The sequence below is a fragment of the Psychrobacillus sp. AK 1817 genome (genome assembly GCF_008807035.1).
Taxonomy (GTDB): Bacteria; Bacillota; Bacilli; order Bacillales_A; family Planococcaceae; genus Psychrobacillus; species Psychrobacillus faecigallinarum.
The window spans coordinates 440,402-455,213 of the sequence record NZ_CP031739.1 but is presented as its reverse complement, the minus strand read 5'-3'; the positions used below and the strand labels follow the sequence as shown (position 1 = coordinate 455,213).

The following is a 14,812-nucleotide window of genomic DNA, read 5'->3' as shown; positions in this document are numbered from 1 at the left end:
GTTATATTGCATCATTTTTTGTTTAATTTTTTCTTGAAATCTCTTCTCCTTGTGTCTAATCTTTGTAATTCAGCTAACTGCTTTTTATAACTATTAACTCTGCTTTGACTTAGACGTTTATCATTTATGGCTTTTTGAATGGCACAGCCCCGTTCTTTTCGATGTTGACAATTCTTAAATTTACAATAGTAACTCAGTTGTTTGATTTCCTCAAAACTTTGGTCAAGTATCTCTACATCTCCCCATAGCTGCAATTCTCTTATACCAGGAGTATCTATGATTATGCCACCAGTTTGAAGGAAAATAAGTTCACAATTTGTAGTTGTATGCTTTCCTTTGCCCGTTAATTTACTAATAGACTGTATTTTTTGTATTTCATCACCCACCAAGAAGTTAGTTATTGTTGATTTTCCTACTCCAGATGATCCAAGAAATATAACTGTCTCTCCACACATTAAATATTTAAAGAAAATATCCATATTTACATTTTTTTCTGCACTGACAGAATGAATAGTTACTTTATCTGCTATTTCTTTCACTTGATTTATATATTCGGCAATATTAATACATAAGTCTACTTTGTTTAAAATAACTACTGGTTCAATTCCACTGTTATAAATCAAAGTTAAAAATCTTTCTATACGTCGAATTTCAAAATTATTATCTAAGCCAACTACGATAAATGCTGTATTAATGTTTGAAGCTATTACTTGTTCTTCTGTTTTTCCTCCTCCAATAACACCATTATTTAATTTTCTCCCACCAGAGATAGGAAGCTTCCTTACATAAGCGTTTTCTCTCGGTAAAATAGCGTGAATGAAAGCATGAGGATTACTATTTTTAATTTCGTACACTACCCAATCTCCAACTGCCGGAAAATCTTTATTTAATTGAGCATTATGTCTAAACCTTCCTGTTATTCTAGCTGTAATTGATTTCTCTTCAAATGTTACAAGATAATTATCTTTTATTTTGCATGTCACTCTACCAGCTCTTAGACCTTTTATTTTATAAGGTCTAAAATATTCATCAAAATTAGCATTCCAACCTAGTAAATGTGGTTCCATTAATTTTGCCCCCAGTTAGTTATAAATTTGGAGAAGAACAACTGGAATTATATTTATTTAATATATTTTGTACTCACACGAAAAAAGCCACAGGATATATAAAATAACCCTGTGACTAGACATTCCGTTCTTCTTTACAAAAAGTCAATTTTCTCTCTTGACATGTCCTATATTAATAAGTTCAAAAGCCTAATAACTTAGTCCGCATGAGTGAGATGCAATAAATATAATTCCAAGGTTATCTTCATTAAATTAGTCATTGCTTAATCTCACTCCCTTCAGTAATTGTAAGAAAATTATACCATTTCAATTATTGATAAATCAATAACTTATCTTGTCCAATGGCAAAATTCCTTGGAAGAAAAAAAAAAGAATCCTATTTCTAGGATTCTTTTAGTAAATTTTTTTCTTTCCTATATCCAGTGATGATTTTGACAGATAATAATATCCAAAAAATAGTCATACATGTTAAAAGGTACTTTAAAACAGTATTAATTGTAGAAGAATCTGTGTCAAGAACCCATTGCATATACATGGACTGTGCTAATACAAACAACAAGAATATAGCGATTGTCATATTCATCCTAAAGGCTTTTTTTATTTGGAGTCGCTTTTCTGATACGTCATAGGAGAATGCTGGTTTATTATTAGCCTCGTCATAAGGCATCGCCCAAATAGAGTAATTTAATAGAGACATATTAGATGTATATTTTAGTTTCCATCCTATTTCTTTATGAATTAAATAATAATCAGATTTAAGTTTTGGTTCAAATGTAACCTCATATGCAATCTTTTCGTGCCTAGAGGGAACAAAAGAAAAGATTGTAGCAAATACACTTTCAAGCTCGTAGCCCTTATGATGCATCTCATCCAACCATATTTTAGTCTGGAGTGGCTGATTTTTCCTTATTTTTTTTCTATCGTATTTTATTTCGTCCTTAAGATTAAAAGTTTTTTTCTCAAAAGTTCTATAGGAAATGAAAACAAAAGTCGATAGTCCTGCTAAAGCCAAGAATACTAGTACGGGAATAATAAGTGCTGCATAATTAGGGTCATTAGTATTTATGGTTTCAAAAATTAACAAGTTAATAGGGCCAGTTGATAAATAAAATATGGACAGCATAAGAAATAAATACGCATGCAAACGAATCCTTTTGAACAAGCTTTCACGGGAGGGATAAAAAGAAACAATTATATCTTCATTTTTTAAAATACCCCATTTACCGGTAGTTGAATGCTCCTGCCAGCCATCGCTTTTTAAGCTTTCTGATAACGCTCCGGAATTATATTGTATTGAAAAGGTAACCTTGTTAGGAGGCACAGTTTTATCAAACGTAAATATCCGTGTGAATCTGTTAATGTCTTTGAGTATATAGCCTTTATAAGTCATCCTTTCTAGCCAACGTTCAGTGGATGATATACGATAGCTCCAAAATAATTTGAACTGTTTCAATCGAACTCCCCCTCATAAAGCAAAATATTGCTATGTACTTCTTTTAAACGCTCCATTTCCTTCCGAATGATAACCTTGCCAAGCTCGGTAATTTCATAAATTGTTTTTCTCTTTTCGTCCGAGAATACAGTAATCATTTCATCGTTCTGCATTTTAGTGAGCGTTCCATAAATAGTGCCAGATCCTAAATGTAGTCTGCCGTTAGTCAGTTCTTCTACTCTTTTGATAATTCCATAACCATGTCGTGGCTCAGTCAATGAAAAAAGTATATAGAAAGCTGTTTCCGTCATTGGTATGTATTTCTTGATTAATTTATCCAAGCTGCTCCACCCTCTTGTACTATGTCACAACACGACTATATCACGACGTGACATATTTGCCAAGCAAAACATGTAAAATTTAACCTAATATTTACTAGTTAAGCAATATAAAAATTTCTTTCATGATTTTCCCTCATAAATAAGCTTTTAAAGTTCATACTTTAAATAGTTTATTTATGAGGGAGGTATTTTTTTGAATACAAAAAATTCTACCGTTTCCGTGTTTGCGCTTGGCGGTATAAATGAAATTGGAAAAAACATGTATGTTATTGAATCACACGATGATATTGTAATAATCGACTGTGGAGGGAAGTTTCCCGATGAAAGTCTTCCAGGCGTAGATTTAATCATTCCTGACATCACCTATCTGAAAGAAAACGAGGATAGAATACGTGGTTTGATTGTCACACACGGCCATGAGGATCATATTGGTGGAATACCTTACTTTTTAAAACAGTTGAATGTACCCGTTTATGCCACAAATCTGACGCTCGGCTTGATTGAAATTAAGTTAAAGGAACATGGAATTCTTCGAGATAGTAAGCTTTTTATGATAGACGAGGATAATGTCTTAAGGCTGGGTACTATTCGGACAACTTTTTTTCGGACGAGCCATAGCATACCAGATTGCCTTGGTATAGCCTTTCAAACGCCACTAGGCACAATTGTGCATACAGGAGACTTTAAATTTGATTGGACTCCCGTGGATAAGCAAGCTGCAGATATACATCGTATGGCAGCAATTGGTCAGGACGGAGTACTATTGCTACTTTCAGAAAGTACGAATGCAGAGCGACCTGGCTCTTCCCCGTCGGAAAGGCTAATAGAAGAACATTTGGATGAAACCTTTAGAAAGGCAACTCGCAAAATTTTCATTACTACTTTCGCTTCAAACGTACACAGGGTACAGCAAATAGTTGACACTTGCATTAGAAACAACAGAAAGATTCTTTTACTTGGAAGAAGCATGGTAAATGTAGTTAGGGTAGCGACTCAGCGAGGATATTTAAAAATACCAGAAGGAATGTTGCTAGAGGAAAGCGAGGTTCCTTCAATGTCACCAGAAGAAGTGGCGATTCTTTGTACAGGTGGACAAGGTGAGCCAATGGCAGCTCTTTCTCGACTAGCCAGCTCTCGGTTCCGTAAATTAGAAGTTCTCCCAGAAGATACAGTAATCTTTTCTTCTAGCCCTATCCCTGGAAATGAAACGAATGTTACGAGGGTTGTAGACAATCTATTGCGCCTAGGAGCGAATGTAATATATGGTTCAGGAAGCGCAACAGGGATGCATGTATCTGGCCATGCTTACCAAGAAGAGCTGAAGCTCATGCTGACCTTGATGAAGCCAAAGTATTTTATCCCTATACATGGTGAATATCGCATGCTGCATATTCACAGAGAGCTCGCTCAGTCCATCGGTGTTAAGCGTTCCAATATATTTTTACTGAACAATGGGGATGTTGTCGATATTATTAACGAAAATGAGGTCATACAAACTCGCTCGATAGAGGCCGGTGATGTTTTTGTGGACGGCTCCGGTATAGGAGATGTAGGAGAAATAATTCTTCGTGACCGCAGGGTTCTTGCTGGAGATGGAATGATTGTTATAGTCGTAAGCCTACAAAAAGGGCTGAAGAAAATATGGAATGGTCCAGATACTCTTACAAGAGGCTTTGTATATGGACCAGATTCAGAAGAGCTTATTAACTCTATCAATCAAAATGTACGCACTACTGTAGAAAAATGGGATAACAATAAAAACCAACGTACCCTCAAAAAGAATATTAAAAACTCCGTAGAAAACTTGATTTACAAACGAACAAAGAAAAAACCGATGATTTTGCCTATTATTATTGAAATTTAAACTAATCAACGCATCCTAGTAAAAAGGATGCGTTGATTTTTTATCGGATAGAATTTTTTATGACCGGATAGGCAAGATTTATAACCGTTCAGAGATCTTTTATGACCGGATAAAAAAAATTATGACCGTTCACCCTATTTGGCATCATCCAAAAGCTACATCTAGAATCATCATAATTGTAAATCCAATCATCAAGCAAACAGTTGCCAAATCTCCGTTTCCGTATTCCTGTGAACCAGGAATTACCTCCTCCACTACAACAAAAATCATAGCACCAGCTGCGAATGCAAGAGCAAAAGGTAAGATTGGAGACATAAAGGACACTGCTAAGACACCGATAATTGCAGCAATTGGTTCTACCATTCCAGAGAATTGTCCATAAAAGAAGCTCTTTCTACGAGACATCCCTCTCTTCTTAGAGGCATTGCAACCGCTGCACCCTCAGGAAGGTTCTGAATACCAATTCCGATTGCTAGAGCTACAGCTGCAGTTAAAGACGCTGAATCGAGACCAGCTGCAACTGCTCCAAAAGCGACACCGACAGCTAGGCCTTCCGGAATATTATGTAAAGTGATTGCAAAGACAAGCAGTGTACTTCTTCTTTTCCCCTTCGGATTAATCCCTTCGGTTTGATTGGTGTGAGAGGAAGGGTGCATATGGGGGATGATTTTATCTGCGATCCAAAGGAAAAATCCACCCAAGAGGAATCCAGCAGCTGCTGGAAACCAAACTGGAAAAGGGCCTTCTTTTGACATCTCTATAGCAGGGGAAAGAAGCGACCAAAAGCTTGCTGCAATCATTATTCCTCCAGCAGAGCCAAGCATACCATCCATTAATTTTTGGTTTACTGTCTTTGTTGTAAACACTAGGGAGGCGCCTAGCGCTGTCATTCCCCAAGTAAACAAAGTTGCTAATAATGCCTGCATAACTGGGCTAAGCGTGGATATGTACGCAATCATCATTTCCTGTCCCTTCTTTGTCTTCTTTTATTATCACTATATGATTTTGTAGAGAATTTAATAATAAAGAAATTAAACGGTACCAACCTGGTTATTTAAATCATTATTTCTTCCAATCGGCTGCTAGCATGCCGTAGACCTCATGATCGACATAATGGTCGTATAGCCACTCTGATTGACGAATAGTTCCCTCATGGGTAAACCCAAGTCTTTCAGGAATTGCTCTGCTTTTCTTATTCTCAACCGCAGCTCGGATTTCTACACGATTTAATCCTAAATCGATTAATGCATAATCTACAAATGCCTTTACTGATTTAGTCATTAGACCATAGCCAACAAAGGCATCGCCCAACCAATATCCAATGCTCGTAGATTTGTTGTTCCAGTCAATTTTATGAAAACCAATTATACCAGCAAGATTGTCTTCATACCAAATCCCTGCTTGGATTCCATTATTTTCACTAAACTGTTTCATAGTAGATTTGATGAAATTCTCCGTGTCAGAAACAGTTTTTGTAAAATCAATAAAAGGTAACCATTCCTTTAATGTATCCTTGGACATGATAGTCAATTCGAACACTTGTTCCGAGTCCCGTAAATCTAGCATTTTTAGTTTAGTTTTTTCGTCAATATTAAATGTAAACATAGTATATCTCCCTCCTTATAGAGCATTATAAATTAACTTTACAATAATGGAAATATTTTATTTGTTTACATAATAATATTATCAAACATAAAAATGGTTATCCAAATTATTCGGATAACCATTTTACTTTTTAAAATGGACTACTATCTTTCGAAAACGTTTTTTTGTGACACTGCACATGAGTTACGAACTACTAGTTGATGCGGAATGATAATACGCTTTACTGGTTCATTTTCATTCTCCAACACCTGAATCAGGCTTCTGGCTGCCTGATATCCTAATTCAACTATGTTGATATTAATGGATGTTAGAGGTGGACGAGACATTTCCGCAAACAAAGCATTATTGAAGCTTATAATGGAAACCTGACTCGGAATGTCAATTGCCATTTCTGTAAGAGAGTTTACAACTCCTAGCGCTATCAAGTCATCTGTAACGATTAACGCTGTAGGAGAAATGGTACCCGAGAAAAGTTTACTTACTGCTTTCTGGCCACCCTCTCTTAGAAATTGTTCAGAATGTATAATATAATCTTCTTGCAAAGATATATCATTTTCTTGCAGAGCTGCCTTATAGCCATGGAGTCTGTCCAAAGTTACTGTGAGGTTAGGACTGCCCCCGATAAAGCCGATATTCTCATGTCCAAGACCGATAAGGTACTCTGTTGCCTCTTTCGCTGCTAGGAAGTTATCATTATCTACATGAGTGATTTTTGCCACATGCTCATAAGGCTTCCCAATCATTACAAATGGAAAGTTTCTAGATCTCAAATAGTTTAAGATATCGTCATTTATTCGAGAGTAAAGGAGTATAATTCCATCCACTCTACCCCCCTGAACCATCTGCACTACACCATTGAATAGTTCTTCCTCAGTCGTTCCAGTAGTCATCTGAAGTGCATAATGCTTTTCATGCACTCCTTCACTTAATCCGTGCATAACCTCAGCAAAGAATGGGTTTTGAAAGAATGCACCAGTCGATGGAGGCAATACTAGACCGATTACCTTTGTCGATTGGCTAGCAAGACTACGTGCAATAAAATTAGGATGATATCCTAGCTGCTCCATTGCTTCTCTAACACACTTCTTTGTCTTCTCACTAATCCGGGGATTATTGGCAATTACCCGAGAGACGGTTGAGGGAGCGACATTTGCTAATTTTGCTACATCTTTAATCGTAATTGCCACAGGATATCACCACTCTTTTTCTGTTTTCATAATGTTTCTGTAAAATATAATTATATAGATAAGTGTTATTATTAACTAGCCCAATTAAGTCATATGACCAATTGTTAGTGACTGTATCTATTCATCAGAGCTTTCTTACTTTGACAAATATATTCTCGTTTCGTATGGCTTTAATATCACTTTCTCTGTTAGTGAATCAGGTGTTTTTTTATAATTGCTTAACATAAGATGGTAATCCTTTTGCTCCAACTCGTGTAGATTAACTTCTACCGTTTTGTTACGGAAGTTGCATAGGACAACTGCTGTCTTTTCATTCAGACAACGTTTATAGATATATACATCTGGGTCATTTTCTAATAATAGATCATAAGAGCCATATACAAAAACTTCATTTTCCTTGCGAAGTTTAATCATATTTTTAAAGAAGTGATAGATGGAATTCTCATCCTTAAGTTGGGCCTGAACATTAATACTAGAAAAGTTCGGGTTAACCTTCATCCAAGGAGTCCCACTTGTAAATCCAGCATTCTCAGTATTATCCCATTGCATAGGAGTTCGTGAGTTGTCCCTTCCGTTTGTCCAAATGGTTTCCATTACTTCCAAATGAGGACGACCTTTTGCAATTTCGATCTCATAAAAATTTTGCATACCGATATCGTCATAATCTTCTATAGAAGGGAACTGAACATTCGTCATACCAATTTCTTGGCCCTGATAGATAAAAGGTGTACCCTGCATTAAGAAATAACAAGCACCCAGCATTTTTGCACTTTCATTCCAATATTCCTGGTCATTTCCCCAGCTAGAAACACTTCTTGTTTGGTCATGGTTTTCTAGAAAGAGTGCATTCCAACCTCTTTCGTGAAGTCCCTTTTGCCATTTTGTTAGTGTTTTTTTAAGTCCGAGCACATCAACAGTCTTATTTTTATCCTTATTCCAAAGTCCAAGGTGTTCAAACTGAAAAATCATATCAAACTTCCCGTTTGTCTCACCAACCCATTCGTCTGCCTCGTCTATACCAACGCCATTAGCTTCTCCGACCGTCATAATATCATATTTTGCGAACGTTTCTTCTTTTAATTCGCTTAGGAATGTCTGTATACCTGGTTGGTTAGTATGCATGTCAAATGAGGAAACGTACTGATTGCCTTCTGGATTTGGCATATCAGGAAAACCCTCACGTTTTTTAATATGACTGATAGCGTCTACACGAAAACCATCGATTCCTTTGTCCAACCACCAATTGACCATCTTATGTAATGCTATTCTTACTTCTTTGTTTTCCCAATTTAAGTCTGGTTGTTTAATGGCAAAAAGGTGCATATAATACTGCGCTGTCGCTGTATCGTATTCCCAAGCACTACCAGAAAAAATACTCTCCCAATTGTTTGGCGGCTCAGTACCTTTACCGTCTCTCCATATATACCAATCTCTTTTTGGGTTATCTATAGAAGAACGTGATTCAACAAACCAAGGATGCTCGTCACTTGTATGATTAATAACAAGATCTAGAATAAGTTTCATGTCACGGGCATGAGTTTCTGCCAATAACTCATCAAAATCCTTCATGTCTCCATACTGCTCTGAAATACCTTGGTAATCACTTATATCGTAACCATTATCGGCATTTGGAGATTTGTAAAATGGAGATACCCATATTACGTCTATACCTAAATCCTTCAAGTAATCTAGTTTTGAGATTACTCCACGCAGATCACCTATTCCGTCCCCGTTACTATCCATAAAGCTTCTAGGGTATACCTGATAGCTGACTGCTTCTTTCCACCAATTTCTCTTCATGTAATGAAAAACTCCTCTCGCTTGAACTTTTTTAAGTATATGTAGCCACAACCAATCGGCTATCCGAGTGAAAGCATCATGCTATCCGCGGTATACAGAGAGGGTTAGCATAAACTAAAATACTGATCGTTTTTTAACTTCTCTAATTCCCAATGTGAGAATTAATATAAATGAACCTAATACGGCTGAAGATAAGACTATAAACAACCAGTTAGTGTCGGCTTTCTCCGTTAGCTCGTATATTTCTGATTGACCGCTTTCTATATTAATCGTGTACTGGTTGCCGTTGGATTTAATAACAGAGTCCGACAGCAAGCTCATTAATCTTTTTCCATTTTCCAGCTTTCCCTCTAGAACGACCCTTTGTTGCTCTGAAGTGTTATTAATAGCCACCACAATTGTTTCTTCTTCATACACTCTAGAATATATAGCTATTCCTTCCTCCTCGTGAAGGACCTCCATTTTTCCTCTTGTAAGGGAAAGATGTTCTGTCCTTAACGACCCAAGTTTGGAAATATAGTCAACTAAATTGTTTTCACTATCAAATTGCATCATTCTTCGATTGTCAGGGTCATTTCCGCCATCCATCGCTATTTCAGTCCCATAATAAATTATCGGTATACCAGGAGCGGTGTACAAATAAGTAAGACTCTTCTTGAGTTGAGATTTAGGCTCTTCTTTTTGGTTAAGTACCAAATTACTAAATCTAGTCATGTCATGGTTATCAATAAATTGGCCGAGAAAATTGGAACGATTAAATAATTTTTCGTTTCTTTCGACGTTTGAAAATAACCAGCCAAGTGATTGGTTAGATTTCTCAAAAGCTGTACGAAGGCTATCATTTTGAGAAAAATCAAAAAAGCCATCAATCCCTGTTTCTTCATATTCAGCAATTACATTTGGATTATCATGCCATACCTCACCTATAAGATAAAAGTTTTCCTTTTCAGCTTTAATAGCACTCGAGAAATCGATCCAATATTCCTTAGGAACATGCTTAACTGTATCTAAACGATAACCGTCTATATCGGTTTCCTTGATCCACCACTTTGCAGCTTCTATCAAATATGCAGCTACTTCTGGATTGCTTTGATTTAAATCAGGGAGGTCATACAACCAGCCGTTTTCAACTTCAGCTTGGTCATTCCAATTAGAAATTGGCTGATTTGGATGAAACCACTCTTCCTTAGAGGGATCATTTAGCCATTCATGATTCGGTCCAACATGATTCACAACAAAATCTAAGATAATCTTTATGTCTCTTTCATGAGCTTCTTGCACTAACGCTTTAAATTCTTCCATTGTACCGAAATACTCGTTAGTTTTATAATAATCTTTTGTCCAATACCCATGGTACCCTTTTGGAGTGTTCTCGAAGATGGGCGTCAGCCAAATAGCTGTAAAACCCATTTCTTTTATATAATCAAGCTTATCCATTATTCCTTTAAAATCCCCACCATGATAGGCATAAGGATCTTCTAGGTTAGCGTCCTTATCATTTGAAGTGTCACCATTATTAAATCTGTCCACCATAATCATATAGACAATCTCATCCTGCATTGTAGCATCTACATTAGCAGAAGCATGATAGGGATTGAAGCTAACTAAAAGCACTAGCAATATTAGTAAATGTAAACACCTTTTTATAGTCACACACCCCCGCCAATTTCCATGAACTATTGTCAGCCTTTTGTTCCACCAGCAGTCAATCCAGAGATAAAATACTTTTGGAAAGTTAAGAACAAAATTGTTATAGGAATTGCGATTAAAACGGAACCAGCTGCAAATGTCGTAAACTCATTACCAAATTGCTTAGATACTAATTCATACAGTCCTACGCCCATCGTAAATTTTTCCTCGGAGCGTAGCATTACACGGGCAAGTATAAAGTCTCCGAACGGTGCTATAAAGGAGAACAAAGCAACTACGGCAATAATTGGCTTAGCTAATGGCATAATGATTTGCCAGAATATACGGAGGTGACTTGCGCCGTCCATCCTTGCAGATTCATCAAGCTCTTTAGGGATAGTATCTAAATATCCCTTCATAAGCCATGTATTCATAGGGATTTGCCCACCTGTATAAATTAGGATTAATCCTAAATGAGTATCTAAAAGTTCTGTTCTTTGTGCAAGAACAAAAATTGCTATAAGAGCTGCAAAGTTAGGGATCATTTGAAGTACTAAGAACGTTAATAATCCATTCTTACGGCCCACAAATCGGTATCTAGAGAAGGCGTATGCAGTTAGAGATACACTAATTACAGCTAAAGCCATTGTGATCAAGCTAATTTTCATTGAGTTGATATACCATAGTACATAGTTAGAGTTTTCCATATCGAACAGGTCTAAGTAATGTTTGAAAGTCGGATTTTCAGGAAACATGGTAGATCCCGAAAGGCTTTGACCCGGATTGAGTGATGAACCAATAACCCAAAGAAGTGGATAAATAACAACTACAGCAGCTACCAGGAGAATAAAGTATGAAAGTGTCAGTCTGATGATTTTTTCAGTCTTCATATTCATATCACATCATATCCTCCTCTTTAAATGAATTTGTGCGTTTAAACTGCCATAGGGCAACGGCTACAACAACTAAGGATAATAGCATCGTTATGGCTGCAGCTTTACCATACTGAGCGGAAGTCATCGTTAACTTGTAAATCCATGAGATTAAAATGTCTGTCCCTCCAGCATTTTGCCCAGGCAATGCTGGCCCACCGCCGTTGAATAAGAAAATAACGTTGAAATTATTAAAGTTAAATGTATATTGCGTGATTAAAATCGGAGCAGTCGCATAAAGTACCATCGGTAATGTGATGCTTCGAAACTTTTGCCAAATAGAAGCACCATCCACGTTAGCTGCCTCATATAATTCATCAGGAATAGACTGTAGAACACCAGTTGTCATAGCAAATATAAAAGGAAATCCAAGCCACGATTGTATACCTATTAAGGCGATACGGGTCCACATTTCAGAAGTCATCCATGGGACAGGATCTATTCCAAAAAAGCTTAGTATGCCATCATTTATTACTCCGAATGATTCATTGAACATTCCAGAGAATATCAAAATCGAGATAAATGCTGGTACTGCCCAAGGAAGTATTAAAATCGTACGGAAAACAGCTTTTCCTTTTAAATCCTTTTGGTTAATCACAACTGCGAGGAATATACCGATTGCTACCTGGATTGTTGTTGCTCCAAAAGTCCATACAATCGTCCATCCAAGAACACTAAAGAAAGTAGAGCGCCATAACTCTAGTTTGAAAATATCAATATAGTTTTGTATTCCTACCCAATCGACTAATTTAGCCGGTGGCGTGTGGTATAAATCATAGTTAGTAAAAGAAAGTAATATTACGAAAAAGATAGGGAAAATTACAACAAAGATTAACAGTAAAAAACCAGGGGAAATCATAAGATAAGGAAAACCATTGTCTATTAAATTATGATATTGCTCTCTTACACTGTTTAACTCGAAGCCTTTATCTCTTTTTTTTCCGTTGTTATACGCATCGTAAATGTTAAATGCATAAATACCTAAACCGATTGCTGCTACTAGCAAGGCTATGACTCCATCTACTAATAAGAATACGGAGTGGTCTAGACCTGGTATTTCTCCAAGTGTGAACAATCCCCAAAAGCCCCAATTAAGCGTTTGATAAAAACTACTAAAAAATGCGGCTGTTAAAACTAAGAAAATGATTCCTTTAACATATTGTTTATTGTAAAACTGACCAATGCCTGGAATAATCGATAATAACCCAGCTGTTTTTCTATGTTTGTTGGTGGCATTACTGTCCATTGCTAATGCGGCCTCCTTCTTTCCTTTGAAAGGAGTATTTTCTCTCAAAATTGTATTCACAATCCTTTAAATATAAGCAAAGCCATGCCCCCGTGTAGGAAACATGCCTTTGCGATTAAAAATCATTTAAAATCATTTAGGGTGATTTGTTTCAATATTTGTTTTGATGTTTTTAACTGCATCATCCATTGCGGCCTTAGGCTCAGCTTTTCCAGTTGCAATAGTTTGCAATGCAGAAGCAGCCGGACTCCATACTTCAGCCATTTCTGGAATGTTTGGCATTGGAACTGCATATTGAGATTGAAGTGCTACAGCTTTAGCTCCTTCGTTATCTGCAATGATTGGATCTTCTACTAGTGTTTTAACTGGTGGAATTTCTTGTGTAGTTTCAAAACGAATTTTTGCATTTTCTTCGTTTGTTAACCACTCGACTAATTTAGTAGACCAGTATTTATGTTCTGTAAAAGCAGTTACATGCCATCCTTTAACTCCCATGAACGTTTTCATTGGTTCACCATTCGGAAGCTTTGGCATTGCTGAAATACCGATATCTATTCCAGCATCCTTCATGCTTTGGAAAGACCATGGACCATTCATAACTGAAGCAATTTTTCCTTCGTTGAATAGACCGTCTCTAGTAGAACCACCACTTTCCCCAATAATTCCTTTAGGGAATAATCCTTCTGAATACCATTTTTGAATGTAAGAAGCTCCTTCAATTGCTCCCTCGTTATTTAAACCGATATCGTCTCTGTCAAGAGCGCCATCATTTTCCTTGAAAACGTATCCGCCCATACCAGCAATTACCCCATGTGCAAAATAGAAATCATCCCAAGTTGCGATAAATCCAAATTGTTTGCCATCTGTAAAACCTTTTGAAAACTCATATACCTCATCCATAGTTTCCGGTGCTTCAGACATTAATGCCTTGTTATAGATGAATACTGGTGTCTCAGTCGCTTTAGGAAGCCCATAAAGCTTGCCATCGTATTTTTGTGCATTTACAGAAGAATCACTGAAGATTGATAGAACTTCATCACTTACTTCAATTTCTTGTATAAGACCTTCTGTTACTACCTGGCCGATTTGGTCATGAGGTAAAGTAACTACGTCTGCACCAGTTCCAGATGGACCGTCCATACGAAGCTGATCACGCATTTTATCAGCCATACCTAATTCTTTGAATTCTACTTTAATACCATATTCTTTTTCAAAAGACTCTATTGCAGGTTTTAAGGCTACAGATTTATCTGTATCTTCCCATACAATTAGCTTTTCTGGTTTAGCAGGTTCATCCGAGCTACCAGCATTTTCATTATTGTTTGAAGTAGACGTGCCCGTGTTAGTTTCTCTATCTGGTCCACATGCTGCTAAAATAGCCATCAGTAGAACCAAAATAGATAAGAATGATAGTGACTTTTTCATTTCTTTAACCCTCCCAATTTGTGTCTCTCTTTTTTACCAAAGTTGTACAACCGTTTGCACAATAAATTTAATGAAAACGCTAACATAAAATTTATCTATGAAAATAATTTTCTATTTATTCCTGTTATTGCATGGTATGTAAGTTAAATAGAAAAATATTATTTCAACTAAATTTTATGAAAGCGATTGCACAACTTATGGTTTTATTATACATTTAAAGTAAGTTTACACAAACACTTTTTTAAATTTTTTAAAAAATATTTTATTTGTGTAAAAATATAGTC

Annotated in this window: 11 protein-coding genes and 1 pseudogene; 1 reads left to right on the top strand and 11 read right to left on the bottom strand. The window is 36.5% G+C overall.

Features of this window, described 5'->3' with window-relative positions:
- Window positions 1–11: 11 nt before the first annotated feature.
- The 3 genes from rsgA to D0S48_RS02315 form a co-directional block, all read right to left on the bottom strand.
- On the bottom strand, window positions 12–1,067 hold the full coding sequence (gene rsgA, locus D0S48_RS02325; protein ID WP_151109824.1) for a ribosome small subunit-dependent GTPase A: 1,056 nt from the start codon (window positions 1,065–1,067) through the stop codon (window positions 12–14).
- A 382-nt stretch (window positions 1,068–1,449) separates the two neighbouring features.
- Window positions 1,450–2,520, bottom strand: coding sequence for a DUF2812 domain-containing protein (locus D0S48_RS02320; RefSeq protein WP_151109822.1), 1,071 nt, complete (start codon window positions 2,518–2,520; stop codon window positions 1,450–1,452).
- A complete protein-coding gene (locus D0S48_RS02315; RefSeq protein ID WP_151113662.1) occupies window positions 2,517–2,810 on the bottom strand; it encodes a PadR family transcriptional regulator in 294 nt (97 codons plus the stop codon). Before D0S48_RS02315 ends, D0S48_RS02320 begins: the two co-directional genes overlap by 4 nt.
- Window positions 2,811–3,033: 223 nt before the next feature.
- On the opposite strand from D0S48_RS02315, the gene D0S48_RS02310 reads away from it, so the two are divergent.
- Complete coding sequence (locus D0S48_RS02310; protein WP_144536403.1) at window positions 3,034–4,704, top strand: ribonuclease J; 1,671 nt, start codon at window positions 3,034–3,036, stop codon at window positions 4,702–4,704.
- Between the two features lie 144 nt (window positions 4,705–4,848).
- Here the strand turns inward: D0S48_RS02310 and D0S48_RS02305 are convergent.
- From D0S48_RS02305 to D0S48_RS02270, 8 genes and pseudogenes are all read right to left on the bottom strand, one after another.
- A pseudogene (locus D0S48_RS02305) lies at window positions 4,849–5,663 on the bottom strand (ZIP family metal transporter).
- Between the two features lie 103 nt (window positions 5,664–5,766).
- Entirely contained in the window at window positions 5,767–6,309 is a 543-nt protein-coding gene (locus D0S48_RS02300; RefSeq protein WP_151109820.1) for a GNAT family N-acetyltransferase, read from the bottom strand.
- Window positions 6,310–6,452: 143 nt separating this feature from the next.
- The gene (locus D0S48_RS02295) at window positions 6,453–7,496 is read right to left on the bottom strand and encodes a LacI family DNA-binding transcriptional regulator (protein WP_144536399.1); all 1,044 of its coding nucleotides are present in this window, start codon (window positions 7,494–7,496) and stop codon (window positions 6,453–6,455) included.
- Between the two features lie 135 nt (window positions 7,497–7,631).
- On the bottom strand, window positions 7,632–9,296 hold the full coding sequence (locus D0S48_RS02290) for a glycoside hydrolase family 13 protein (protein WP_151109818.1): 1,665 nt from the start codon (window positions 9,294–9,296) through the stop codon (window positions 7,632–7,634).
- Window positions 9,297–9,410: 114 nt separating this feature from the next.
- On the bottom strand, window positions 9,411–10,943 hold the full coding sequence (locus D0S48_RS02285; protein ID WP_151113660.1) for an alpha-amylase family glycosyl hydrolase: 1,533 nt from the start codon (window positions 10,941–10,943) through the stop codon (window positions 9,411–9,413).
- Window positions 10,944–10,978: 35 nt separating this feature from the next.
- Entirely contained in the window at window positions 10,979–11,821 is an 843-nt protein-coding gene (locus D0S48_RS02280) for a sugar ABC transporter permease (protein WP_144536394.1), read from the bottom strand.
- Between the two features lies 1 nt (window position 11,822).
- On the bottom strand, window positions 11,823–13,103 hold the full coding sequence (locus D0S48_RS02275) for a carbohydrate ABC transporter permease (RefSeq protein ID WP_144537180.1): 1,281 nt from the start codon (window positions 13,101–13,103) through the stop codon (window positions 11,823–11,825).
- A gap of 132 nt (window positions 13,104–13,235) precedes the next feature.
- Window positions 13,236–14,528 carry an extracellular solute-binding protein gene (locus D0S48_RS02270; RefSeq protein ID WP_151109816.1) on the bottom strand — a complete coding sequence of 431 codons (1,293 nt, stop codon included), beginning with the start codon at window positions 14,526–14,528 and terminating at the stop codon, window positions 13,236–13,238.
- Between the last annotated feature and the right edge of the window lie 284 nt (window positions 14,529–14,812).

Coding starts and splice junctions, on each gene's coding strand:
- rsgA (WP_151109824.1), bottom strand. CDS start 1,067: ATGGAACCACATTTACTAGGTTGGAATGCTAATTTTGATGAATATTTT.
- D0S48_RS02315 (WP_151113662.1), bottom strand. CDS start 2,810: ATGACGGAAACAGCTTTCTATATACTTTTTTCATTGACTGAGCCACGA.
- D0S48_RS02300 (WP_151109820.1), bottom strand. CDS start 6,309: ATGTTTACATTTAATATTGACGAAAAAACTAAACTAAAAATGCTAGAT.
- D0S48_RS02290 (WP_151109818.1), bottom strand. CDS start 9,296: ATGAAGAGAAATTGGTGGAAAGAAGCAGTCAGCTATCAGGTATACCCT.
- D0S48_RS02280 (WP_144536394.1), bottom strand. CDS start 11,821: ATGAATATGAAGACTGAAAAAATCATCAGACTGACACTTTCATACTTT.
- D0S48_RS02275 (WP_144537180.1), bottom strand. CDS start 13,103: ATGGACAGTAATGCCACCAACAAACATAGAAAAACAGCTGGGTTATTA.
- D0S48_RS02270 (WP_151109816.1), bottom strand. CDS start 14,528: ATGAAAAAGTCACTATCATTCTTATCTATTTTGGTTCTACTGATGGCT.